Origin of the sequence: Mycolicibacterium aubagnense (genome assembly GCF_010730955.1) — a bacterium.
Classification (GTDB): Bacteria; Actinomycetota; Actinomycetes; order Mycobacteriales; family Mycobacteriaceae; genus Mycobacterium; species Mycobacterium aubagnense.
This window is the reverse complement of sequence record NZ_AP022577.1, coordinates 5,877,609-5,899,642: the sequence shown is the minus strand read 5'-3', so window position 1 is coordinate 5,899,642 and position 22,034 is coordinate 5,877,609. Positions and strand designations below refer to the sequence as shown.

Annotated in this window: 26 protein-coding genes; 15 read left to right on the top strand and 11 right to left on the bottom strand. The window is 66.8% G+C overall.

From position 1 onward, the window contains the following. Positions 1–66: 66 nt before the first annotated feature. The 3 genes from G6N59_RS28255 to G6N59_RS28245 all read right to left on the bottom strand — a co-directional run bounded on the left by G6N59_RS28255 (position 67) and on the right by G6N59_RS28245 (position 2,532). Positions 67–471, bottom strand: coding sequence for a hypothetical protein (locus tag G6N59_RS28255; protein WP_138230222.1), 405 nt, complete (start codon positions 469–471; stop codon positions 67–69). A gap of 529 nt (positions 472–1,000) precedes the next feature. Next, positions 1,001–1,177, bottom strand: coding sequence for a helix-turn-helix transcriptional regulator (locus G6N59_RS28250; protein WP_138230221.1), 177 nt, complete (start codon positions 1,175–1,177; stop codon positions 1,001–1,003). A gap of 182 nt (positions 1,178–1,359) precedes the next feature. Further along, positions 1,360–2,532: a tyrosine-type recombinase/integrase gene (locus G6N59_RS28245; protein WP_138230220.1), complete on the bottom strand. Its 1,173-nt coding sequence runs from the start codon at positions 2,530–2,532 to the stop codon at positions 1,360–1,362. A gap of 368 nt (positions 2,533–2,900) precedes the next feature. Between G6N59_RS28245 and G6N59_RS28240 the strand changes: the two genes are divergently transcribed. Continuing rightward, complete coding sequence (locus G6N59_RS28240; protein ID WP_138230219.1) at positions 2,901–3,092, top strand: excalibur calcium-binding domain-containing protein; 192 nt, start codon at positions 2,901–2,903, stop codon at positions 3,090–3,092. A gap of 22 nt (positions 3,093–3,114) precedes the next feature. Here G6N59_RS28240 and G6N59_RS28235 read toward each other — a convergent pair whose 3' ends face one another. Then, a complete protein-coding gene (locus G6N59_RS28235) occupies positions 3,115–3,327 on the bottom strand; it encodes a three-helix bundle dimerization domain-containing protein (protein WP_138230218.1) in 213 nt (70 codons plus the stop codon). Positions 3,328–3,384: 57 nt separating this feature from the next. After that, positions 3,385–3,864 (bottom strand): DUF6653 family protein, encoded by a 480-nt coding sequence (locus tag G6N59_RS28230; protein WP_138230217.1) that lies wholly within the window; start codon positions 3,862–3,864, stop codon positions 3,385–3,387. Positions 3,865–4,595: 731 nt separating this feature from the next. Here G6N59_RS28230 and G6N59_RS28225 point away from each other — a divergent pair. From G6N59_RS28225 to G6N59_RS28200, 6 genes are all read left to right on the top strand, one after another. After that, positions 4,596–4,925 carry a hypothetical protein gene (locus G6N59_RS28225; protein ID WP_138230216.1) on the top strand — a complete coding sequence of 110 codons (330 nt, stop codon included), beginning with the start codon at positions 4,596–4,598 and terminating at the stop codon, positions 4,923–4,925. A 111-nt stretch (positions 4,926–5,036) separates the two neighbouring features. Next, entirely contained in the window at positions 5,037–5,552 is a 516-nt protein-coding gene (locus tag G6N59_RS28220; protein WP_138230215.1) for an Rv1352/Rv1906c domain-containing protein, read from the top strand. Between the two features lie 18 nt (positions 5,553–5,570). After that, positions 5,571–6,224 (top strand): DedA family protein, encoded by a 654-nt coding sequence (locus tag G6N59_RS28215; RefSeq protein WP_138230214.1) that lies wholly within the window; start codon positions 5,571–5,573, stop codon positions 6,222–6,224. A gap of 52 nt (positions 6,225–6,276) precedes the next feature. Further along, positions 6,277–7,047, top strand: a complete 771-nt coding sequence (locus G6N59_RS28210; protein ID WP_138230213.1) for a Clp protease N-terminal domain-containing protein — start codon at positions 6,277–6,279, stop codon at positions 7,045–7,047. Positions 7,048–7,170: 123 nt separating this feature from the next. After that, positions 7,171–7,719: a hypothetical protein gene (locus tag G6N59_RS28205; RefSeq protein WP_138230212.1), complete on the top strand. Its 549-nt coding sequence runs from the start codon at positions 7,171–7,173 to the stop codon at positions 7,717–7,719. Between the two features lie 79 nt (positions 7,720–7,798). Beyond that, positions 7,799–8,335 (top strand): GNAT family N-acetyltransferase, encoded by a 537-nt coding sequence (locus tag G6N59_RS28200; RefSeq protein WP_138230211.1) that lies wholly within the window; start codon positions 7,799–7,801, stop codon positions 8,333–8,335. Here G6N59_RS28200 and zapE read toward each other — a convergent pair. Then, positions 8,332–9,375 (bottom strand): cell division protein ZapE, encoded by a 1,044-nt coding sequence (gene zapE / locus G6N59_RS28195; RefSeq protein WP_138230210.1) that lies wholly within the window; start codon positions 9,373–9,375, stop codon positions 8,332–8,334. The genes G6N59_RS28200 and zapE overlap by 4 nt on opposite strands. A gap of 34 nt (positions 9,376–9,409) precedes the next feature. Here zapE and G6N59_RS28190 point away from each other — a divergent pair, with 34 nt between their 5' ends. From G6N59_RS28190 to G6N59_RS28165, 6 genes are all read left to right on the top strand, one after another. Continuing rightward, a complete protein-coding gene (locus tag G6N59_RS28190) occupies positions 9,410–10,201 on the top strand; it encodes a pyrimidine reductase family protein (RefSeq protein WP_407665790.1) in 792 nt (263 codons plus the stop codon). 36 nt (positions 10,202–10,237) lie between these two features. Further along, entirely contained in the window at positions 10,238–11,803 is a 1,566-nt protein-coding gene (locus G6N59_RS28185) for an alpha/beta fold hydrolase (RefSeq protein ID WP_179970250.1), read from the top strand. A gap of 133 nt (positions 11,804–11,936) precedes the next feature. After that, positions 11,937–13,232, top strand: a complete 1,296-nt coding sequence (gene aftC / locus G6N59_RS28180) for an arabinofuranan 3-O-arabinosyltransferase (RefSeq protein ID WP_138230207.1) — start codon at positions 11,937–11,939, stop codon at positions 13,230–13,232. After that, positions 13,229–13,657, top strand: a complete 429-nt coding sequence (gene msrB, locus G6N59_RS28175; RefSeq protein ID WP_138230206.1) for a peptide-methionine (R)-S-oxide reductase MsrB — start codon at positions 13,229–13,231, stop codon at positions 13,655–13,657. The genes aftC and msrB overlap by 4 nt, the downstream gene beginning before the upstream one ends. 3 nt (positions 13,658–13,660) lie before the next feature. Next, complete coding sequence (locus tag G6N59_RS28170) at positions 13,661–14,740, top strand: VIT1/CCC1 transporter family protein (RefSeq protein WP_138230205.1); 1,080 nt, start codon at positions 13,661–13,663, stop codon at positions 14,738–14,740. An 87-nt stretch (positions 14,741–14,827) separates the two neighbouring features. Beyond that, positions 14,828–15,280, top strand: a complete 453-nt coding sequence (locus G6N59_RS28165) for a DUF1003 domain-containing protein (RefSeq protein WP_138230204.1) — start codon at positions 14,828–14,830, stop codon at positions 15,278–15,280. Positions 15,281–15,298: 18 nt separating this feature from the next. Here the strand turns inward: G6N59_RS28165 and hemQ are convergent, their stop codons facing one another. The 3 genes from hemQ to hemE are packed head-to-tail and all read right to left on the bottom strand — an operon-like array spanning position 15,299 to position 18,493. Then, on the bottom strand, positions 15,299–16,000 hold the full coding sequence (gene hemQ / locus G6N59_RS28160; RefSeq protein WP_138230203.1) for a hydrogen peroxide-dependent heme synthase: 702 nt from the start codon (positions 15,998–16,000) through the stop codon (positions 15,299–15,301). Positions 16,001–16,043: 43 nt separating this feature from the next. Beyond that, positions 16,044–17,435: a protoporphyrinogen oxidase gene (locus tag G6N59_RS28155; protein WP_138230202.1), complete on the bottom strand. Its 1,392-nt coding sequence runs from the start codon at positions 17,433–17,435 to the stop codon at positions 16,044–16,046. 8 nt (positions 17,436–17,443) lie between these two features. After that, complete coding sequence (hemE, locus tag G6N59_RS28150) at positions 17,444–18,493, bottom strand: uroporphyrinogen decarboxylase (protein WP_138230201.1); 1,050 nt, start codon at positions 18,491–18,493, stop codon at positions 17,444–17,446. 162 nt (positions 18,494–18,655) lie between these two features. Here hemE and G6N59_RS28145 point away from each other — a divergent pair, with 162 nt between their 5' ends. Together G6N59_RS28145 and G6N59_RS28140 are read left to right on the top strand one after the other, a co-directional pair. Then, positions 18,656–19,192: a DUF3000 domain-containing protein gene (locus G6N59_RS28145; RefSeq protein WP_234884193.1), complete on the top strand. Its 537-nt coding sequence runs from the start codon at positions 18,656–18,658 to the stop codon at positions 19,190–19,192. 4 nt (positions 19,193–19,196) lie between these two features. Then, the gene (locus G6N59_RS28140; protein WP_138230199.1) at positions 19,197–20,432 is read left to right on the top strand and encodes an HRDC domain-containing protein; all 1,236 of its coding nucleotides are present in this window, start codon (positions 19,197–19,199) and stop codon (positions 20,430–20,432) included. Between the two features lie 79 nt (positions 20,433–20,511). Here the strand turns inward: G6N59_RS28140 and G6N59_RS28135 are convergent, their stop codons facing one another. After that, positions 20,512–20,958: a lipoprotein LpqH gene (locus tag G6N59_RS28135; RefSeq protein WP_138230198.1), complete on the bottom strand. Its 447-nt coding sequence runs from the start codon at positions 20,956–20,958 to the stop codon at positions 20,512–20,514. Positions 20,959–21,030: 72 nt separating this feature from the next. Beyond that, the gene (locus G6N59_RS28130; protein WP_138230197.1) at positions 21,031–21,960 is read right to left on the bottom strand and encodes an alpha/beta fold hydrolase; all 930 of its coding nucleotides are present in this window, start codon (positions 21,958–21,960) and stop codon (positions 21,031–21,033) included. Between the last annotated feature and the right edge of the window lie 74 nt (positions 21,961–22,034).

The following is a 22,034-nucleotide window of genomic DNA, read 5'->3' as shown; positions in this document are numbered from 1 at the left end:
TGGGCGAAACCGATATTGATGTCAGTTGACGTCAGATCCGGTTTCAAAACTCATTGTTTTCGCTGGTCACGCCGCAACACAGACGTCAGATTTGGTTTTTCGATGAAGCTGACAATCGGCGAATAGATGGCCTTCAGCGCCACCACAAATCTCGTCGGGCAGCACGAGGCATCGGATGTTAGAGCCTGGGGCCAGAAAGCCGCGAGCGATCGAGCTCCGAATCTCCTTCTGGAGACTCAGTGTGTTGTTGCGGGTGTTCTCCAACCCCAGTGCCTCGCACAGCGTTGACTCGCCCTTGAGACAGAACGTGGCGTGCCCATTCTTGCGGTGCGACGAATAAGCGAGCGACGTGATGCGCAGCCACCGAGGATTCTTCCCGTCCTTGGCGCGAGCGGCCCAGAACGAGAAGAAGTGGATTCCGGCCGGATCGTCCCGATGCATGTTCCTTGGGTTCTTACGATTGTCATTCATTGCGCTGCTCTTCCTCCGTAACTGGTTCTTCAAACAGCCACCGCATCGCGTTCCACTGCTCGCGACTCGGGACGTATTCCTCCGGGCCGGTCATGAGGTCATCCCATCTCGACCCGACCGACGCCGCCTCGCGCGTGCCGAGTTGTATGACATCCGCGCAAAGTGCGCCTTGCGCAACGCTTCTGCACGAACTGGGTCGCCGTCAGCCTCGCGCAGGAACTTCTCCTCTAGACCGCGGCGTGCGGGTGCCGTTCTGGCGCTGCGGTCCACGGTGTTGCCCCACAACACGTAAGACGCGAGGGAGCTCCGGAGTGAGCGTTCTTCAGGCGTCATTGGCGCCATCCGGTTCGTCGTCCTGTCACCGCCGTCGAGGATCCACTGCTCGGAACTCGGGACGGACTCTTCAGGTTCAGCTGGCGTATCGTTCATCGCTTCGTAGTACGCGGCAGAGCGGACCGCGTCAACAGTCCAGTTTCCTGGACCTTCTGTCCCGCAACTTATTTCAGTGTGTGTCGACACGCACATGGGCTCACATTGCACCGATCAGCCGGTCCAGCGAGTCCAGGTCAACGCGGATCAGCCGTGGGCCAATACGCACACCCTGGACGGTCCCATTAGCGACGTACCGACGGACCGTGCGCGTCGACACTTGCAGTTCCTCCGCGGCTTGTTCAATCGAAATTAGCCTTCGGGCAAGTCTTTTCATTCAATGAGCCTTCATGTCAGCATGGCGATCACCGTGATCACGCTTGACATTCAGATTAGAAATCGCAGATTTTCGTCGTTGGGGCCGAAAAACCTGCCCTGAACTGCGTGAACGCGCCCCGAGCGCACGGATCCACGTTCTGTAAGCTTTGCGCTTTTCACAGGAAATCGACAGGTTCCTAGCTACTGCACGAGCTTGCTCAGCGCCGCAGCGATCTGCTTGTCCCTGCCCTGCGCCGCATGCTGATAGCGCATCGCCGCCTGCGGCGTGGAATGCCCAAGGCGCGCTTGCAATTCGGCCAACGTTGCGCCGGTATAGGCCGCCATCGTCGCCCCAGTGCCACGCAGGTCGTGGAACCTGAGGTCTTCACGGTTGGCCGCCGTACGAGCTTTGTAGAAGTGTCTATACAACGACGATGGCTGAAGATGCCCGCCAGATTGGGCGGGAAATAGCAGCGCATCACTCGGCGGCTCAACGTGTTTCGCTAAATGATCTTTGAGAGCGGGCACGATATGCGGCGGGATCGCAACGTCACGAACGCCAGCCTCTGACTTCGGATCGCCCACCTCCCAGCCGCCGTCGATCCGGACGGCAGCGCGGCGAATTCGCAGGACGCCGTCGTGAGTTACGACGTCATCCTGATCCTTCTTCTCCGTCAGCTCGACGTCCCTGCGGCGCAGCTCGACTAGTTCGCCAAACCGCAGGGCTGTCCACGACGCCAACAGCGTCATCGCTTGGAAGCGCGCCGGCATCGCCTCAACGACCGTCGCAAGTTGTTCGAGAGTCGCCGGTTCTGGCTTGATCGTGCGCTTGGCCGTACCCGCACCGCGGATCAGGCAAGGGTTGGTATCGATCAGACGGTCACGGGTCCGCGCCGTCTCCAAGATGGTGCGCAACAAGCTGTAGGCGTGTGCCCGCATCGTCGGCTTGTTCTTCAGCGTGGTCGCGTACCACTTGTCGACCGACCCCATCGTGATGTCGCGGACGGCCTTGCCCCCGAAGGTCGGGTTGAGGTGGTCCGCCAGCATCGCGTTGTAATGCTCGACAGTCCTCGGCTTCAGCGGTCGGCCCCCGACGGTGCGTGTCTGCACCCAACGCTTCGCGTAATCCTCAAACTTCTCGCCCTCGGCCTTGCGCTGTGTCGCTGTCGCTTTCTGCTCGGTGGTTGCTGGCGGGCTCCAGAGGTCCCGGTCGATTTCCTTGCGGCGGTCATGCAACCAACCCTCGGCGTCTTCTCGGGCCGCGAACGTCTTGGGCGCCTTGTACAGGCGCCCGTCTGGTCCGGTGTAGCTGGCCTGGTACCGCCCAGACGGCTGGCATTTACGGATACGGCCGAACTTCCGACGCTGTTGCATGACCCTAGTTTCATGCAACAAACATGCAACTGGCAAGTCTGACCAAGTCCCTAGCGTCAATTCATGTCACGTGATACTGTTTCGTGTATTAGCAGTTCAAATACCTGTCATTGCAGTTCAGACTGTCGCTCGAAACGGTCGACTAGTACAAGTTCAATCCCAGTATCGCGCACCACGATCTTCAGGACAGGCCCGGTTTTCGAACCGGGCCTTTTCTTACTTTCAGCCTGCAACCAGCAACCAGACATACATTCACAGCCAATCTGCAGGAATTTCCCCATTCCGCGTACAGACCAGCACAAGCCCGGTAGCGTCCAGTTCGCAATATCGGCATATTGCCGTTCCGAGCTAACTCTCCGAGGTCGAAAATGTTGCGTGCGTTCATCGTTGCTGCCCTGATCACGTCTGCCGGGGTGGCCATCGCCCCTGCCGCACTGGCATCCGGCTACAAGAACTGTTCGGCAGCCCACGCCGATGGTCGCTACAACATCCCGCAGGGCGATCCGGACTACAAGGCGTCCCAGGACCGTGATGGCGACGGGATCGCTTGCGAAGGCTGATCAGAGGCCGTAAGCGAACGACTCAGACCGCGGTGGCCCGGAGGCCTTCATCGAGCTCCGCGCGCACGTGTCGCTCCACCAGGAGTGGCACGAAATCCCGCACTCTGCACGACGCGAAACCTTCGTGCGTCTGCCGGACCGCGGTGGCAATCCGCGCGGGGTCGAGTGACGGGTATCGAGCCGCCAGACGTGTCACGACTTCACCGATCGCTCGTGCTTCGCTGGACTCGGGCATCGACCTATTCTCGCGCAGCGCTCCCCCGGGCGCGGCCAAAGTGCGAAATGAGTCCGGTCACCGACCAACGGCCACCTCGTCATAGAAGATGCCCAGCCGGTCGATGCGCCACAGCTGCCCGTACCCGACGAGTACGGCGCCGAACACCGCCGGCCAGATGAGCAGCGCGGCGAGCCCCCATGTCAGCAACGCTGCACCGACCACCGCGCCGACGATCCAAATTCGTTGCACCACAGCGAAACCCGCCGGCATGCTCGAACGATCCTGCAGCCAGAGCCGTTCGCCGTAGATGCCGCGAGACGACCAGGCAACCGGTTCGTCGACGGGCGCGAACGCGCGCGGATTCCACCAGAGCCACAGGACGACGACGCCGACGGGCGCCAGCGCCCACCAACCGATCCAGACGCGGCTCCAGATCGCCAGCATCATCAGCGGGATAGCCGCGAATCGCGTCCACACACTCCATGGGTTGGCGTGGCGGCGCCACGCCTCGTCGCTCATGCCGGCGGCGCGGGCGCACTTGTCCAGAAGCTTCATCGGAGCATCCCTCTTGCCAGGGTCCGGATGGTGGCCTCGAGCACGGCGTCGTAGTCGGCGCCGAACCGGTCCTTGTTCATCACGAGCAGGCCGACCGACCGCATGACACTCAGCAGGGCGTGGCGAACAGCCGCTCGGCCGTATCGACCAGCACGCGTGCGATGTCGTCCTTTTCGCCGGACGCGAAAGCGACTGCCATACCTATGACTCCTTTGGTCATTCAGTCATAGAGCAGTCGTTTCGGCGCCTCGTCACCAGGGCATCCCAACACCGTCCGTAGGCCACGAAGCCAGGGCGACAGTGAACACGCTCGGCCGCCCTTCGCGCGGCGCGTAACGCTTTACTGCCACGCACCGATGAACTAGACCGAGCCGTCTCATTCAATAGCTATCGGGCGATATTGACCCACGCTGTAGCTAATTCAATCGGCGTAACCTCCACAGCGTCGAACCTCGCAGGCCAGCAACCCACTCAGAGGTGTCACGAGACAGGTATCGCTGCAGTTCAAATATATTATCGACAGGGTGGCGCCGGTTTGGCGGGCGACGCCGGCGTGATGTCACACGCGTCCCACCCGGCATCAGACCAGCGGTCGCCCTCGATTTACCCAGCAAATACCAATCTTCAAAATAGACACTCCCGAAAAGTTCGCTCATATGGTTGCGAAGCGCCCGAATCTGGACTACAAATATTTGCTGTAAGCGAGTTTCGCTCCAGGAGGGAACCCAATCATGGCTAACATCACCACTCGCATCGCAGGATCGATCGCGCTGGCCGGAGGCGCCGCAATCGTCGCGCTCGCCGGAGCCGGCGCCGCTTCGGCCGCCCCAACCCCGCCGCCGCCGAACCCGATCCAGGCGATCGGCCAGTTCGGCACCCAGCTCAACCACGCGATCGGTTCGTTCGGCACCGCCAACGAGCAGGCCCTCGGCCAGGCGGGCAATTACTACAACCACAACACCGGTGTGGCCGGCAGCTACTACGAGCAGAACACCGGCCAGCTGGGCACGTTCCTCGGACAGCAGACCGTCGGCGTGCTCGGCAGCTTGCTGCCGCACTGATCTCGCACACCAACACCGCAGGGCGTGGGCCACGACGGCCCACGCCCTGCGGTGTTTTCTGCACCACTGCGCACCCCACGCACATTGCTAGAAGAGCTAAACTTTGTCGTCATGAGCTCAAAGACGTCGATCGCCGCTGCCGCGGCACTGGCTGTGGTGAGCTGGGGCGCATCAATGGCCGTCGCCGTGGCCGACCCCACGCCCGCCCCTCCGGGCCCCGCAGCGCCCGGCGCCGCAGGCCCGAAGACCAGCATCGACGGTGACGGGCTGTTCATCGTCGGCAAGGACATCGCGCCCGGCACGTACGCCACGGCCGGCCCCGTCGGTGATCACCGCTGCTACTGGCGCCGAATGAACGACGTCGACCCGCACGCCAAGAACAACGTCATCGACAGCGCCATGAGCGCCAAGCCCCAGGTCGTACTCATCGATCCGACCGACAAGGCATTCAAGACCAGCGGCTGCCAGCCCTGGCACGTCACCGATGCCGCGCCGGACTCCCCTGGACCCGGACCGAACATCTCCCCGCAGGCGCGTGCCGCGATCGCGATTCTCGGCACCCTCGGCGGCGGTGGCGGTGCGCCCGCCCCGGCACCCGCGCCCGCCCCGGCGCCGCCCGCACCGTAGTAGTGCATCCTTAGCGGCATGGACGTCGACGCGCTGCTGCAATCGATCCCGCCGCTGGCGGTGTATCTCGTGGTCGGGCTCGTGATCGGGCTGGAAAGCCTGGGAATCCCGTTGCCGGGCGAGATCATTCTGGTCGCGGCGGCCGTCATGTCGACACGGCACACCCTCGACATCGACCCGGCCGGCGTCGGCCTCTCGGCCGCCGCCGGCGCCATCATCGGCGACTCGATCGGATACAGCATCGGCCGACGTTTCGGCATGTCACTGTTCGAACGACTCGGCCGCCGGTTTCCCAAACACTTCGGGCCGGGCCACGTCGCGCTGGCGCGCCGGCTCTTCAGCCGCTGGGGCGTCTGGGCCGTCTTCTTCGGCCGCTTCGTCGCACTGCTGCGCATCTTCGCCGGACCGCTGGCCGGAGCTCTCAAGATGCGATACCCCCACTTCCTGGCGGCGAACGCGGCCGGCGGCGTGGTGTGGGCCTGTGGCACCACCGCCGTCGTCTATTACCTGGGCGTCGCCGCCGAGAAGTGGCTGGCCCGGTTCTCCTGGGTCGCCTTGCTGGTCGGCGCCCTGCTCGCCTTGACCGTGACCTTGGTGCTGAAGGAACGCACGGCCAAGGCGATCGAGCAGCTGGAAACCGAGCACGACTGGGACACCCTGCGCCACTCGTAGATTTCGTCAACTTGCGGTTGACGATTCCCTATCGTCAACCTACGGTTGACGCATGTCCGAATCCGCACATACGTCGACCCCCAATCCGATCGCCGGCACCATCCGCCTCGATGACCTGATCGAGGCGATCAAGAAGGTGCACACCGAACCGCTCGACCAACTCACCGACGCGATGCTCGCCGCCGAACACCTCGGTGACATCGCCGACCATCTCATCGGCCACTTCGTCGACCAGGCCCGCCGCTCGGGCGCGTCCTGGACCGACATCGGCAGCAGCATGGGTGTCACCAAACAGGCCGCCCAGAAACGCTTCGTCCCCAAGGAACCCCGGTTCGACACCATGGATCCGAAGGACGGATTCAGCCGGTTCACCCCGCGTGCCCGGACCGCCGTCGTCGAAGCCCAGCAAGCCGCACACACGTCGCGCAGCGCCGAGATCACCCCCGACCATCTGTTGCTCGGACTGCTCACCGATCCGGGCTCACTGGCCATGGTCCTGCTGACCAACCAGGGCGTCACCGCCGAGCAGATCCGCACGGCCACCGCCGTCTCCGTCGGCACCGCCGAACCCAAGGCCCTGATCCCCTTCGACAGCGCCGCCAAGAAGGTGCTGGAGCTGACCTTCCGCGAGGCACTTCGGCTGGGGCACAACTACATCGGGACCGAACACATCCTGCTGGCACTCCTCGAATCCGAGGACACCGACGGACCCTTGCACCACCTCGGGGTCGACAAGGGCCGCCTCGAAACCGAGCTGGAAAAGATGCTCCGCGACATCGTCGCCGCCCAGCAGTCGGCCGGAGGCCAGCCCGGGCAGGCGTGAGCGTCCGCTGACAGGGACAAACCGGTCCACCGACCTCGCTGAGGTGGCCAGATCTAGTCCATTCGGGCGAGGCCGTGATGACGGTGTGCCATCATGCGATGCAGTCATAACTGAGAGGACGCGATGAGCACGGGCGTGAACGGCAACAGGACCTACCGCTGGCTGGCGGGTTTGCTCAGTGCGTTGACCCTGCTGGCCGCCACGCTGGCGCCGTCGGCGGCTGCCGAGACGAGCATCGGCAACGTCGGGGACACCTTGCGGGTGGACTACAAGGGCCTGGTCGCCGACGTCACCGTGCACAACGTGCTCCCGTCCGACGAACCGCCGGGCTGGACCTGGAACGGCACCCCGCGGTGGCGCAATCAGGGTGGACCGTGGAAGTCCGACGTCACGGTCCACGTCATCTCGACACCGAACCCCTACTGGATGGCCTCCGGCGCCACCTTCACCGGTGTCACCCCCTTCGCCGATGCCTACGTGTCCAAGCACACCGACGACCCCAACGCACTGGAACTGAAGCTGCTGAACGCACCGGCGGGCGCCACCGTCGACGGTGTCGTCTACTGGGACGTGTACCGCGGTCTGGTCAGCAACGTGGTCATGCTGAACCCGGCGACCGGCACCCACCTCGCACAGTGGAATCTCTGGCAGCCGGGCACACCGATCCCCTGAGCCGCTGTCGATCCGACATAAACTGCCCCTGCCCCGTGCGGACAGGGGCAGTTTTGTGGCCGGGGACAAGGAGATTCCGATGACAGTTCAGGTGCGGGCGGCGCACGCCGGCGATGTCGCCGAACTCGCTGACGTGGCCGCCGCGACCTTCCCGCTGGCGTGCCCGCCGTCGTCGACGCCGGAGAACATCGCCGCCTTCATCGCCGCCAATCTGTCCGCGCATCGTTTCGACGAGTACCTGCGTGATCCCGAGCGCGCCGTGTTCGTCGCCCACGACGACACCCGACTCCTGGGCTACACCATGCTGATTCGCGGCGTGATCGACGACGCCGACGTGCAACGCGCGGTGCCGGAGCGACCGGCCGTCGAACTGTCCAAGTGCTACGTGCTGCCCGACGTCCACGGCGGCAAGGTCGCCGCGACACTCATGGATGCGTCGGTCGGATTCGCCCGGGACCTCGGCGCCCGATGTGTGTGGCTGGGCGTCAACCAGGAAAACGGGCGCGCCCAACGGTTTTACCGCAAGCACGGATTCGAGGTCAGCGGCACCAAGACCTTTCGGCTCGGTGAGCGGACCGAGAGCGACTACGTGCTGGTGCGGCCGCTCCAGCGCTAGGCGTGGAGCTGCGTACCCTCATGGGTCAGCGCGAGCAGGCGCGACGTGGCACGCAGGTACTTCTTGCGGAAGCCGCCGGCCAGCATCTCCTCGCTGAAAACGGTGTTCATCTTCTCCCCCGACGCCACCACGGGAATGCCGGCGTCGTAGAGGCGGTCGATCAGCGACACCAGGCGCAGCGCGACGGCCTGGTCGTAGACCATGTGCACGCCGGTGATGAAAACCCGTTGCACGCCTTCGATCAACGCGTGATAGCGCGACGGGTGCATGGTCGCCAGGTGCGCGCACAAGGCGTCGAACTCGTCGAGCGTGGCGCCTTCCACGCCGACGGCCCAGGACCGCACCTCGTCGTCCGACGGCGGCACCGGAGCCGACGGCAGTGCACGCTGCCGGTAGTCAGGGCCCTCGACCCGGACGGTGGTGAAAATGCTTGACAGCGTGTTGATTTCCCGCAGGAAGTCCTGCGCGGCGAAGCGCCCTTCACCGAGCTGCTCGGGCAGCGTGTTCGACGTCGCCGCGATGGACACGCCGCGCTCCACCAGCGCCGAGAGCAGCCGCGAGATCAGTGTGGTGTTGCCGGGATCGTCGAGCTCGAACTCGTCGATGCAGACGACCACATAATCGGACAGCAGGTCGATGCACTCGGTGAAGCCGAAAACGCCGGCCAGCTGGGTCAGCTCACCGAACGTGGCGAATGCGGCCGGACCCGCGCCGGCTCCGGCCAGCGTGTAGTAGGTCGACGCCAAGAGGTGGGTCTTGCCGACACCGAAGCCGCCGTCGAGGTACATGCCGACACCGGGCAGCGCTTCGCGCTTGCCGAACAACTTCTTCTTACCGGCCCGCTGGCGCGTCGCGTCCTCGCAGAATTTGCGGGCCGACACGACCGCGGCAGCCTGCGACGGCTCGCCCGGATCCGGCCGGTAGGTGTCGAAGCTGACCTCGGCGAAGGTAGGCGGCGGAACCAGCTCGGCTACCAGTCTTTCCGGCGTGACGGTCGGGTGACGGTCGGTCAGGTGCGCGACTTGGCTGGCCCCAGGCATCACAGCACCATAGCGGCGTGTTGCAATGATTCACGTGTCCGATCCCGACGCTGCGACGCAGCTCACAGAGCTCAGCGCGGTTGGCGCTGCCTTCCCGGCCGGCGCCGAGACCGGCGACGACACGGTGCTGACGCCGTTCTACAGCTACCCTGCCGAACTCGACCGGCCCTGGGTGCGGGCGAACATGATCTCCAGCCTGGACGGCGGCGCCACCGATGACGGTCGCGCCGGCGGCCTGGCCGGTCCGGGTGACCGGGCACTGTTCGGCTTCATGCGCCAGCAGGCCGACGTCATCCTGGTCGGCGCGGCGACCGTCCGCATCGAGAACTACTCCGGCGCCCAGATGTCCGCGGCGCAGCGGCAGGCCCGTCAGCTCCGGGGCCAGGCCGAGGTGCCGCCGATCGCGGTGATCACGCACAGCGCGGACATCCCGCACGACGCCAAGTTCTTCACCCGCACCGAGGTGCCGCCGCTGATCCTCACCAGCCGCGACAGCATCGACGACACCTGCCGCCGGTTCACCGGGCTCGCGGAGGTCATCGACGCCTCCGGCACCGCACCCGACCGGGTCGACGCGCACGTCGTGCTCCGCATCCTCGGCGAGCGCGGGCTGCGGCGGGTGCTGACCGAGGGCGGGCCGTCAGTGCTGAACATGCTGATCGAGGAAGACCTGATCGACGAGATGTGCGTGACCATCGCCCCCATCCTGGTCGGTGGATTCGCCCGGCGAATCGCCTCCGGCCCCGGTGAGGCCCACACCCGGCTGCGCCGCAGCCACGTGCTCACCGACACCGCGGGCTACCTGTACACGCGCTACGTCCGCTGACGGGTCCGGACCACCGGCATCGCTACTGTGGTGGCCATGCGTCGCCACCTGCTCCCGGCCCTGAGCCTGTCGACCGTGGTGCTGTCGACGGTCGTCGCCGGATGTGCTCCGCTGCTGGCCGCCAACCCCCGGTACGTCACCGACTCCGGTGCCCGCCCGCAGGGCGCAGCCACCGCCTCCAAGGCGCCTGAGGGCCCGCCGCCGATCGCCGTGCCCAAGAAGGACCTGACGTGGCACGACTGCACGTCCCGGGTGTTCGGCGACGCGACGGTGCCCGCCGTGCCCGGCGTCGTCCTGGACTGTTCCGATTACGATGCCGACCTCGATTCCCTGGGCGGCTCGGCCGGGACCGTCAGCATCGGTGTCGTACGTGCCCGCCTGGCCACCACACCGGCCGACGCCGGTCCGATCGTCATGACCACCGGATCGGACATCCCGACCTCGCGTCAGCTGCCGGTGTGGTTGCAGCGCGGCGGCGTCGACCTGCTGAAGACGCGCCCGGTCGTCGCCGTCGACCGCCGCGGCATGGGCCTGTCCGGCCCGCTGAGCTGTGTGTCGAGCAATGACCGCCAAGATTTGTTGGACCAGGCCCAGTTCCTCGCCGGCGACGACCAGGTCGCCAACCTGGCGAAGGTCGCCACCTCGGCCACCACCGACTGCACCGACAGCATCGCGCCAGGTGAGTCGGCCTACGACAACGCGCACTCGGCGGAGGACCTGGAACGACTGCGCAGCACCTGGGACGTGCCCGCGCTGGCCGTGCTCGGCATCGGCAACGGCGCCCAGGTCGCGCTGGCGTACGCGGCGTCGCACCCGACCAAGATCGCCCGGCTGGTGCTGGACTCCCCCTTGCCGCTGGGCGTCTCCGCCGAAGCCGCGGCCGAGCAGCGGATCAAGGGCCAGCAGGCTGCGCTCGATGCGTTCGCCGCGCAATGCGTGGCCAACAACTGCCCGCTGGGCCCGGATCCCAAGGGCGCCATCGACGGCATGCTCGCCGAGGCGCGTGCCGGGCGCGGCGCCGGCGGCGCCTCGACGGCCGGCCTGGTCGAGGCGATCACCACCGCACTCGGCTATCCGCGCGGCGACGGGCTGGCCAACACCCAGTTCCTCGCCGGTGCGCTGGCCGCGGCCCGCGGCGGCGACCCGACCGCACTCAACGCGCTGAGTGCGACCGCCGAGGCGACGCGCCAGACCGACGGCCAGTTCGTCAACCGGTGCGACGACTCGGTCAACCGCCCCACTCCGGACCGCGTCCGCGAGCTGCTCGTGGCCTGGCCCAAGAAATACCCGCAGTTCGGCGCCGTCGGCGCGCTCAGCCTGGCGCCATGTCTGAGCTGGCCCAGCAGCCCCGCACCCGCACCGCCCAAGGAGCTGAAGGTGCCGATCCTGTTGCTGGGCACCCACAACGACGCGATCATCGGCGGCGACGGCATTGCCGCGGTGGCAGCCATGGCGATCAACGCGGGCACCAACAGCCGCCGCGTCATGTGGCAGGGCACCGGCCACGGCACCGTCATCTACACGGCGTGCGCCCTGCCGCCGGTGCAGGCGTACGTGAACACCGGCAAGCTGCCGGACACCGACACGTTCTGCCCGGCCTGAGTCCGATTTGGCGCGCTTCTCAGCGCGCGCCCTTACCCGATTTGGCGCGCTTCTCAGCGCAGCTCGTCCCTCGCCGCTTGATCGGCGCGCGCCCTTGGCTAAGCCGTCGGGCACCCCGTTATAGGGTTCGGTGGTGACGCGCCCTCTATCGCTTCTGAGCGTCTTCGGTCCCCGCAGCGGCCCACCGCGCACCGCGGACGTCGTTCGCAATGCACTGTGGCCCATCGCGATCGTGTCGATCATCCACCGCAGCTACGTGCTGACGACGAACGGCTACATCACCGACGACTTCGGTCCGGTGTACCGCGCGGTGTCCAACTTCCGGCGGCACTGGGCGATCTACAACGAGCACTTCAACTACGTCGATCCGCACTACCTGTACCCGCCCGGCGGCACGCTGCTGCTGTCGCCGTTCGGCTTCCTGCCGGAGTTCGCGTCCCGGATGTGGTTCGTCGCGTTCAACTCGGTCGCGATCATCGTCGCCGCCTGTCTTCTGGTACGGCTGTTCAAGTTCTCGCTCACGTCGGTGGCGTTGCCGGCCCTCCTGCTGGCCATGTACTGCACCGAATCGGTCACCAACACTTTGGTTTTCACCAACGTGAACGGCTGCATCCTGCTGGCCGAGGTGTTGTTCTTCACCTGGCTGCTAGACGGCAAGAAGAACCACGAATGGCTGGCCGGCGCCGCCATCGGCCTGACCCTGGTGCTCAAGCCGCTGCTCCTGCCGCTGCTGCTCCTGCCGCTGCTGAACCGCCAGTGGCGAGCCCTGGTGGCCGCCTTCGCGGTGCCGCTCATCTTCAACGCGGTGGCCTGGCCGCTGTCGGCCGATCCGATGGGCTTTGTCCGCAACACGGTGCCGTACATCTTCCAGACCCGCGACTACTTCAACAGCTCGCTCCTGGGCAACGGCATCTACTACGGCCTGCCGATGTGGCTGATCATGGCGCTGCGCGTCGCCTTCGTGCTGCTGGCCGCCGGCAGCCTGTGGCTGCTGTACCGGTACTACCGCGAACGCGATCAGCTGTTCTGGATGCTGACGTCCGCGGGCGTGTTGCTGATCACCTCGTGGCTGGTGTTGTCCCTGGCGCAGGGCTACTACTCGATGATGCTGTTCCCGTTCCTCATGACGGTGGTGCTGCCGCGCTCGACCATCCGGAGCTGGCCGGCCTGGCTCGCGGTGTACGGCTTCCTCACCATGGACCGCTACCTGATGTGGCGCTGGCCGACGACCGGCCGGTTCCTCGAGTACATCAAGATCACCTACGGCTGGTCGCTGATGCTCATCGTGGTGTTCTCCGTGCTGTACTTCCGCTACCTCGATGCCAAGAAGGACGGCCGGCTGGATCAGGGCATCGACCCGTTGTGGTTGGCCAAGGACGAGCCCAAGTCCGAGCCCTCGGCGCCGACCGCGGGTAGCGTGAGCGCATGAGCATCCCTTCGGATGAAGCCAAGCCCAAGGTTCAACTCACCGACGCCCAGTGGCGCGAGAAGCTCTCGGCGGAGGAGTTCCACGTGCTGCGTGAGGCCGGGACGGAACGGCCCTTCGTCGGCGAGTACACCGACACCAAGACCGAGGGCATCTACCAATGCCGGGCCTGCGGCGCCGAGCTGTTCCGGAGCACCGAGAAATTCGAATCCCATTGCGGCTGGCCGTCGTTCTTCGACCCGGCCGACTCGGACGCGGTGATCCTGCGGGCCGACACCAGCCTCGGGATGCGGCGTGTCGAGGTGCTGTGCGCCAACTGCCACAGCCACCTCGGACACGTCTTCGAGGGCGAGGGCTACCCCACCCCGACCGACCAGCGCTACTGCATCAACTCGATCTCGCTTCGCCTGGTTCCGGCCGAGAGCTGAGACGTGGTTGCAGACCCCACCGATGCGCAATTGCGGCGGTGGCGACAGCATCTGGCCAACGAACGCGCCGAGGCCGCCGTCTACCGGGATCTGGCGCAGCGCCGTGAGGGCGCCGAACGCGACATCCTGCTGGAACTGGCAACCGCCGAGGGTCGCCACGAGAAGCACTGGTTGACGCTGCTCGGCGACCAGGTCGGCAAGCCACGCCGCCCCGATGTCCGGACTCGGCTGCTGGGCTTTCTCGCCCGTCACCTCGGATCGGTGTTCACGCTGGCCCTGGCGCAGCGAGCCGAAGCGCGCTCGGAGTATGACAACGACGCCGATGCGACCGCCACGATGGCAGCCGACGAACGCATCCACATGGAGGTCGTGCGCGCCCTCGCCAGCCGCGGCCGCGACCAACTGTCCGGCAGTTTCCGCGCTGCGGTGTTCGGCGCCAACGACGGATTGGTCAGCAACCTGGCGCTGGTGCTGGGCGTCGGCGCGACCGGGGTTTCGAGCGCGACGATCCTGGCCACCGGGCTGGCGGGGTTGATCGCGGGAGCATTGTCCATGGGCGCCGGCGAGTACGTGTCGGTCAACTCCCAGCTCGAACTGCTGGAGGCCTCGTTGCCCAGCGCCACGGCAGGTACCGCGGTGCAAGCCCTCGATGTCGACGCCAACGAACTGGAACTGGTGTACCGGGCCCGCGGGATGAGCCCGCAGGAGGCCGCAGCCCGGGCCGCGGGAGTGTTCGCGAACCTGCGGGCGGGTGCACTGGCCGACTCACCGCTCGGCGAGGTGTCGACCGAGAAGCACGAAGCCGTTGGCACCGGACTGCGGGCCGCGGTGTCCAGCTTCCTGTTCTTCGCGTCCGGCGCGCTGATCCCGGTGCTGCCCTACCTGTTCGGGCTCACGGGCATCACGGCTGTGGTGGTCTCGGCGGTCCTGGTCGGCTTGGCGTTGCTGTCGACGGGCATGGTCGTCGGCCTGCTCTCCGGCGGACCGCCGCTGCGACGTGCGCTGCGCCAGTTGATGATCGGCTACGGCGCCGCCGCCGTGACCTACGTACTGGGCCTGTTGTTCGGCACCGCGGTCGGTTAGTCAGGGCCAGTGTGCTGGAAGGTGGCGATGATGCGCCGCACCCGTTCCGGCGCCACAATGAAGCCACAACCGATCTCGGGAGCGCATATGAACGACGAACTCGCCCGGCTGATCCCGCGTCGGCTCAAGAATGGCAACACCACTCATCACCCGGTCGTGATCCAGCAGGCGATCAAGCGCAACCAGAGCCTCCAGCTGCGGGTAGCCGATCGCATCACGGCCTTCGCGGGGTCGATGAGCTTCGTCTACATCCACGCCGCGCTGTTCGCGGTGTGGATGTTGGTCCTCGAACGCAGCCCGTGGCCCACGCTGACCCTGGTGGTCTCGCTGGAGGCGATCTTCTTGTCGACATTCGTGATGATCGGGCAGAACCGTCAGGCCGAGTTCCAACAGAACAAGGCTGATCACGACTTCACCACGCAGGAACTCGAGCTCAAGACCAACACCGATCTGACCCGTCAGATCCACGTACTCACAACGGAATTACACAAGCGAATCATGACCGGAGCCGTCGACGGCAAGGCCCCCGACACCGTATGAGTCAATGGCCGAAGGGGTTTACGGCAGGTTGGCGACCAGCTGCTCGATGCCGACGCGCGGGCCGGTGAAGAACGGCGTCTCCTCGCGGACATGCCGGCGGGCGTCGGTGTAGCGCAGCTTCCACATCAGTTCGACGATGCGGGCCAGATCCGGACCTTCGAAGGCCAGGATCCACTCGTAGTCGCCCAGTGCGAAGGCCGGCACGGTGTTGGCGCGCACATCGGGGTATTCACGCCCAGCCATGCCATGCTCGACGAGCATCCGGCGGCGGTCCTCGTCGGGCAGCAGGTACCAGTCCAGCGACCGCACGAAGGGGTAGACGCAGATGTAGTCACCGGGGTCCTCGCCCGCGATGAACGCCGGCAGGTGGCTCTTGTTGAACTCGGCCGGGCGGTGCAGCGCGACGACGCTCCACACCGGTTCGGTGGCAGCGCCGAGGGCGGTGCGGCGGAAACCGGTGTAGGTGGCCTGCAGGTCCTCGATGCGTTCGGCGTGGGTCCACATCATGAAGTCGGCGTCGGCCCGGAAGCCGGCGACGTCATAGAGCCCGCGGACCACGACGCCCGCGTCCTCGCGCTTCTTGAGGTAGGCGGCGGTATCGGCGGCGATGGCGGCCCGCGACTTCTCGTCCGCAGGCAGCTCATCCGGCTGGACGGCGAAGACCGAGATCATCATGTACCTGGTCATCGCATTGAGGGCGTCGTAGTCGAGCTTGGCCATTGTTTTCTTCTGCTCCTCGCGTGCGCTGTACCCCTATCGTGCCCTATCGGCTACGACCAGCACGCACCACGTCCTCGGCCGCCCGGGTTGCCGCCGCAACGCATGCCGGCACCCCGATGCCGTCCAGATAGCCGCCGGCGACAGCCAGCCCCGAGGGCAGGCCGGCCCGCAGCTCCTCGACCAGTTCGAGGTGGCCCGGACCGTACTGGGGCATGGCGTCGATCCAGCGCTGGACCAGATAGTCCACCGGCTCGGCGGTGATGCCGAACAGCGTCCGTAGGTCCTCCAGAGACCAGGCCAGCAAGCGGTCGTCGCCGACGTTGCGGGCCAGGTCGTCACCGAACCGGCCGAAGGACAGCCGCAGCAGCTCCACGTTGCCGCCGCGTCCCCATTTCCTGGAAGTCAGGGTGATCGCCTTGGCGTGCAAGGCTTCTCCCGCCGCCATCAGGACCCCGGACTGCTGCGGCAGCGGAGTCCCGCCCGGCAGCGCCAGGGCCACCACGGCCGCAGACGCCACCGGGATCAGCCGGGCCATGGCAGCGCTGCCCGGTGCGATGTCGGCGAGCAGCGTGGCCACCCGTGGCGCCGGAAGGGCCAGCACCACCGCGTCGGCCGACCAGAGCTTGCCCTCGTCGTCACGCAACTGCCATGCCCGACCCAGGTTTCTCCCGTCGCTCCGCTCACCCCGCTCCGGGGCCAGGGCCTCGATGCCGACCTGCACCCACTGCGCTCCGCTACGCCGGACCAGTTCGTCGACCAGGACTGCGTAACCGCCGTCAACGGCGCCGAACACCGACGGGCTCGGCGTGCCTGTCTGTGGCGCCGCAGCCAGCACCGAGGCGACCGCGGCAGTCAGGCTCGGGGCGCCGCGATCCAGCGCGGCGGCCAGTGCCGGGATGGCTGAGCGGATCCCGATGGTCTTGGCCGAACCGGCGTAGACGCCGGCCAGCAGGGGGTCGACCGACCGCGTCACCACTTGGGTGCCGAAGCGGTCACCGACCAGTTGCGCGACGGTCGGGTCGGCGTCGAGCTGCCAGTGCAGCGGTCGCGTCGGCTCGCTCGCGATCTGAGCCAGCGTCGCATCGTCGACCAGGCCACGCAGGTTGGCGCCCGGCCCCGGAATGCCCTGCACCGTGCCGTCGGGCATCGGATGAAGTCGCCCACCGCTACAGATCAGCGGCCGCACCCCGGTGGTGCCGATCTGCCGCAGCCCCAGTTCTTTCAGCAGTGCCGTGACCTCGGGCCGGCGAGCCACAAAGGCTTCGGCGCCCACGTCCAGGCTCTGTCCGGCGAGCCGTTCGGTGCGGAGCACACCGCCCAGTCGGTCCGCCGGATCGAAGACGGTGATGCGTGCCGACGGGTCGGCCTGGCGCAGCCGGTACGCCGCGACGAGACCCGAAATGCCGCCGCCGACAACGCAATACGTCTTACCCATCGACCGACTCACAGCGAGTGGGCCAGTGCCACCGCTTCGGTGACCACACCGGGATCGGTGGCCGGCAGCACACCGTGACCCAAGTTGAAGATGTGCCCGGCCGCACCGGCGGCGACGGCCCGGCGCCCGTCGGCGACGACCTGGCGGACGGCGTCGTCGACCACCCGCCAGCCGGCCAGCAGCACGACCGGATCGAGATTGCCCTGCAGCGCCTTACCCGGACCGACCCGGCCCGCGGCGTCGACGAGGTTGGTGCGCCAGTCGACGCCGACGACCGTCGCGCCGGCCTCGCCCATGGCACCGAGCAGCTCGGCGGTGCCGACGCCGAAGTGCGTCATCGGGACGCCTTCGTCCTTCAGCGAGGCGAAGATGCGGGAGCTGTGCGGCAGCACGTAATCGCGGTAGTCGGCGAGCGACAGGGTGCCGGCCCAGGAGTCGAACAGCTGGATCGCGTCAACTCCGGCTGCCAGCTGCGCGCGCAGGAACACGATGGTGAGGTCGGTCAGCTTCTCCATGAGGTCATGCCACGTCGCCGATTCGCCGAGCATCATGGCCTTGGTCTTCTCGTGGTTGCGGCTCGGACCGCCCTCCACCAGATAGGAGGCCAGCGTGAACGGCGCGCCGGCGAAACCGATCAGCGGCACATCACCCAACTCCTTGGTCAGCAGGCCGATCGCCTCTGCCACCGGCGCCACCTGATGGGGCTCGAGCGGCTTGATGCCCTCGACGTCATCCGGGGTACGGATCCGGTGGGCGATCACCGGCCCGACGTCGGGCACGATGTCCAGATCGATGCCCGCAGCCTTCAGCGGCACCACGATGTCCGAAAACAAGATGGCGGCGTCGACGCCGTGACGGCGCACCGGCTGCATGGTGATCTCGCAGACCAGCTCCGGGTTGAAACACGCCGAGAGCATGGTGTGGGTGGCGCGCAGCGCGCGGTACTCGGGCAGGGACCGGCCGGCCTGCCGCATCATCCACACCGGGGTCCGGTCCGGAGTGCGGCCGTTGGCGGCAGCCAGATAGGGCGATTGCGGCAGTTCACGACGGGTGCTCATCACCGCTAATGCTGCCATGTCCTCCAGCGGTCGCTTATACCCTGCCGGGCTCCCAAATGTCGGGCTATCGGCGCGCCTGCTTACGCGACCGGCCGGATCGGGCTAGCGTCCCAGAATGTGACCTCCGCCGAGCCGGCCCAGTTCCGCACTGCTGTTGCGGCAATGAACGCCGCCACCGTGCGCCAGGAGATCGAACTCGGCCCGATCCGTCCGCCGCAGCGACTGGCCCCCTTCAGCTATGCGCTGGGCGCAGAGGTGCGTCACCCTGACCCCTCCGTTGTCCCGGAGAGCTCGGAGGGCGACGCCTTCGGACGTCTGATCCTGCTGCACGATCCCGAAGGTGCTGAAGCCTGGGACGGCACCATGCGTCTCGTCGCCTACATCCAGGCCGACCTGGACTCGACCGAGGCCGTCGACCCACTGCTGCCCGAGGTGGCGTGGAGCTGGCTGGTCGATGCGCTCGAGTCGCACGCCGACGGCGTCACCGCGTTGGGCGGCACCGTCACCGCGACGACGTCGGTGCGCTACGGCGACATCTCCGGCCCGCCCCGGGCCCACCAGCTGGAGCTGCGGGCGTCGTGGACCGCGACGTCGCTCGAGCTGGGGCCGCACGTGCAGGCCTTCTGCGAGGTGCTCGAACACGCTGCCGGACTGCCGCCTGCCGGCGTTACCGATCTGGGTTCGCGCACTCGCGCGTGACCGCATGACTGACACTGATTCGGTCGGGACGTCTGACGATGATCCCGACGTCACTCCCCTGCTGGCGCCCGCCGATGGCGTCCCCGCCGTCGCCATCTACGCGAGCGACATCGCCCGTGCCGGTGCGCTCTTGGCGTCCGGCCACGGCGCGTTCGCGATCGACGCCGAGCGGGCATCCGGCTTCCGCTACTCCAACCGGGCCTACCTGATCCAGATTCGCCGCGCGGGTGCGGGCACGGTGCTGATCGACCCCGTCAGCCACGGCATCGACCCGCTGACGGCGCTGGCTCCGGTGGCCGAGGTCGTGAACACCGACGAGTGGATCCTGCACGCGGCCGACCAGGACCTGCCGTGCCTGGCCGAACTCGGGATGACGCCGCCGTCGTTGTACGACACCGAGTTGGGCGGTCGACTGGCCGGTTATGACCGGGTGAACCTGGCGGCCATGGTGCAGCGTCTCCTGGGCCTTGGCCTGAAGAAGGGACACGGCGCCGCCGACTGGTCCAAGCGCCCGCTTCCCGCGGACTGGCTGAACTACGCGGCGCTGGACGTCGAGGTGCTGCTGGAGTTGCGCGCCGCAGTGGCCGCCGAGCTGGAGTCGCAAGGCAAAACTGATTGGGCCGCACAGGAATTCGAGTACATGCGGACCGTCGAGCCCAGCCCGACCCGGCGTGACCGCTGGCGCCGGACGTCGGGCATCCACAAGGTGCGCAACGGCCAGGCGCTGGCCGCCGTGCGGGAACTGTGGCAGACGCGCGATCTGATCGCGCAGCGGCGAGACATCGCGCCCGGCCGCATCCTGCCCGACTCGGCGATCGTCTCCGCTGCCGTCGCCAATCCCGACACCATCGAAAAGCTCACGGCGCTCCCGATTTTCGGCGGTTCGCGGCAGAAGCGCAGTGCGCAGGTCTGGCTCGACGCGCTGGCCCGGGCCCGGGAGGCCGACCCGCCGGCATCCGAGCCGAACAACGGGTTGCCGCCGCCCGCCCGGTGGGCGCGCCGCAAGCCCGAGGCGTTCGAGCGACTGGAAAAGTGCCGCGCCGGCCTTTCCGAACTGTCGGAACAGGTTTCGGTACCAACGGAGAACCTGCTGACGCCGGAGACCGTGCGCCGGCTGTGTTGGGACTGGCAACCCGTTCCTGATGTCGCTGCTGCGGTCGACGAATTCCTGGCCGCGGCCGGCGCCCGGCCCTGGCAGCGGGAGCTCTGCGGCCCGGTGCTGACCGCCGCCTTGTCCTAACCACCGCGAGCGTGCGTGTCTGCGCGGGGTTTCGCGGTGTGTCGCGTGCACTTTGCGCACGCTCGCGGCTGGCGAGCGTTCACGGGCTGCCGATCTCCGGCACCGTGTCGTGCGGCAGCGCGTCCCGATAGCCGGGGCACGTGGTCTGAATCTTGAACGTATGCCATTGGGACTCACCCGGATTCGGCGGCATCCGCCCGCTGACGGTGTAGGCGTCGTCGACTTTGATTCCGGTGATCTCTTGCGGGTCGGCGACGAAGCCTGTCACGTGGTCGTCGTACCGCAGTCCCACCTTCTGCACGACGATGCGGCCGACCTGCGTCAGGTGGATCCGCACGAGCTGACCAGACTTGCCCTGCGCCAGGATGACGAGGCCTGCCCTGGTGGGCTGCGTGGTACAGACAACCTCGCCGGTGATGGGGTGCGGCTCCCCGTCGAACACGATCGAGGTGACGGTCGGCACGCCCGCATCGCAGCCGGCGACGAGTATGGTGCCGAGCACCACTGCCAGCCTGCTGCATCGCATGACGGCAAGTGAACCAGCTGATTCTGCGTTGTGGGCGCAAAAGGCCGAGTGGTCAGCGCCCGGGGTACGGGATCAGCGAGCCCCGAACGGTCGCCACAGGTAGGGCGTGACGAACTCCAGGAAATGCTCGAGCACCGCGTCGGGCGCCTCGATCTGCGGCCAGTGCGCGATGTCGTCGGCCAGCATCACCACATCCGGATTCGGGATGACCTCGCGGTACCTGGCCGCCATGTGGGCTCCGGAATTCGGGTCGGACGGGCCGTCGATGAGCCGCATCGGGATCGTCGTCTCCCGCATCGCGCGCACCCACCGGTTGCGGTGCGTGTAGCGGTCGTTGATGAAGCGGCCGACCTGGTGCATCACCTTCTTGCCGTCGTTGTAGTCCAGGATTTGGTGGAACTTGTCCATCAGCTCCTTCGACGGCTTGGTGTTGACCCCGAACATCTCATTGATGGTCGGGTCGGCCAGCCGCCTCGACAACGGGGTGCCCTGAAACTGACTCATGATGTCGCCCAGAGGGGTTCGCGACATCGCCTTCTGCAGCAGCCGCGGCGTGTAGGCCTCGTTGAACAGCCCGCCATTGAGCCAGGTGATCGACTCGATGTTCTGCGTGCCATACGCCTGATCCCCGAACTGGTTGCGGGCCAAGAGCTCCTGCCCGACCGAGTCCCCCAGGTCGTGGGCCAGGATGTGGATGGAACCGACCCCGAGATGCGCCAGCAGCGCCTCGTGCATGTCAGCGTGGTCGTGCACCGAGTACTGGTATGCCGACGGTTTGGCGGAGAACCCCATGCCGATCATGTCCGGCGCGATCAGGGTGAACTTCTCGGCGAGCGTCGGCCAGATCAGCGACCAGTCCCAGGAATTGAACGGGTAGCCGTGGATGAGCAGCAGTACCGGACCGCTGCCGAGCTCCAGGCCGCCGAGACGATAGAAGATATCGAATCCGAGGTAGTCGAAATACTGGCCGGCGGACTTCCAGGCCTCGAGTTCGTCGTGCATGGGGTGAGCCTATGCGCGCCGACGTCGTGATGCTCTCCGCAGCGCCGACCAGGCATGTCAGCCCGCCGAACTAC

Excerpts from the sequence above, each read along its gene's own strand:
- G6N59_RS28225 (WP_138230216.1), top strand. The coding sequence starts at position 4,596 with ATGGCTAACATCACCACTCGCATCGCAGGATCGATCGCGCTGGCCGGA.
- G6N59_RS28230 (WP_138230217.1), bottom strand. The coding sequence starts at position 3,864 with ATGAAGCTTCTGGACAAGTGCGCCCGCGCCGCCGGCATGAGCGACGAG.
- hemE (WP_138230201.1), bottom strand. The coding sequence starts at position 18,493 with ATGAGCACCCGTCGTGAACTGCCGCAATCGCCCTATCTGGCTGCCGCC.
- zapE (WP_138230210.1), bottom strand. The coding sequence starts at position 9,375 with ATGCCTGGGGCCAGCCAAGTCGCGCACCTGACCGACCGTCACCCGACC.
- G6N59_RS28135 (WP_138230198.1), bottom strand. The coding sequence starts at position 20,958 with ATGCGATGCAGCAGGCTGGCAGTGGTGCTCGGCACCATACTCGTCGCC.
- msrB (WP_138230206.1), top strand. The coding sequence starts at position 13,229 with ATGAGCATCCCTTCGGATGAAGCCAAGCCCAAGGTTCAACTCACCGAC.
- G6N59_RS28140 (WP_138230199.1), top strand. The coding sequence starts at position 19,197 with ATGACTGACACTGATTCGGTCGGGACGTCTGACGATGATCCCGACGTC.
- G6N59_RS28165 (WP_138230204.1), top strand. The coding sequence starts at position 14,828 with ATGAACGACGAACTCGCCCGGCTGATCCCGCGTCGGCTCAAGAATGGC.
- G6N59_RS28215 (WP_138230214.1), top strand. The coding sequence starts at position 5,571 with ATGGACGTCGACGCGCTGCTGCAATCGATCCCGCCGCTGGCGGTGTAT.
- G6N59_RS28255 (WP_138230222.1), bottom strand. The coding sequence starts at position 471 with ATGAATGACAATCGTAAGAACCCAAGGAACATGCATCGGGACGATCCG.
- G6N59_RS28155 (WP_138230202.1), bottom strand. The coding sequence starts at position 17,435 with ATGGGTAAGACGTATTGCGTTGTCGGCGGCGGCATTTCGGGTCTCGTC.
- G6N59_RS28235 (WP_138230218.1), bottom strand. The coding sequence starts at position 3,327 with ATGCCCGAGTCCAGCGAAGCACGAGCGATCGGTGAAGTCGTGACACGT.
- G6N59_RS28210 (WP_138230213.1), top strand. The coding sequence starts at position 6,277 with ATGTCCGAATCCGCACATACGTCGACCCCCAATCCGATCGCCGGCACC.
- G6N59_RS28185 (WP_179970250.1), top strand. The coding sequence starts at position 10,238 with ATGCGTCGCCACCTGCTCCCGGCCCTGAGCCTGTCGACCGTGGTGCTG.
- G6N59_RS28245 (WP_138230220.1), bottom strand. The coding sequence starts at position 2,532 with ATGCAACAGCGTCGGAAGTTCGGCCGTATCCGTAAATGCCAGCCGTCT.
- G6N59_RS28220 (WP_138230215.1), top strand. The coding sequence starts at position 5,037 with ATGAGCTCAAAGACGTCGATCGCCGCTGCCGCGGCACTGGCTGTGGTG.
- G6N59_RS28250 (WP_138230221.1), bottom strand. The coding sequence starts at position 1,177 with ATGAAAAGACTTGCCCGAAGGCTAATTTCGATTGAACAAGCCGCGGAG.
- hemQ (WP_138230203.1), bottom strand. The coding sequence starts at position 16,000 with ATGGCCAAGCTCGACTACGACGCCCTCAATGCGATGACCAGGTACATG.
- G6N59_RS28130 (WP_138230197.1), bottom strand. The coding sequence starts at position 21,960 with ATGCACGACGAACTCGAGGCCTGGAAGTCCGCCGGCCAGTATTTCGAC.
- G6N59_RS28205 (WP_138230212.1), top strand. The coding sequence starts at position 7,171 with ATGAGCACGGGCGTGAACGGCAACAGGACCTACCGCTGGCTGGCGGGT.
- G6N59_RS28200 (WP_138230211.1), top strand. The coding sequence starts at position 7,799 with ATGACAGTTCAGGTGCGGGCGGCGCACGCCGGCGATGTCGCCGAACTC.
- G6N59_RS28145 (WP_234884193.1), top strand. The coding sequence starts at position 18,656 with ATGAACGCCGCCACCGTGCGCCAGGAGATCGAACTCGGCCCGATCCGT.
- G6N59_RS28240 (WP_138230219.1), top strand. The coding sequence starts at position 2,901 with ATGTTGCGTGCGTTCATCGTTGCTGCCCTGATCACGTCTGCCGGGGTG.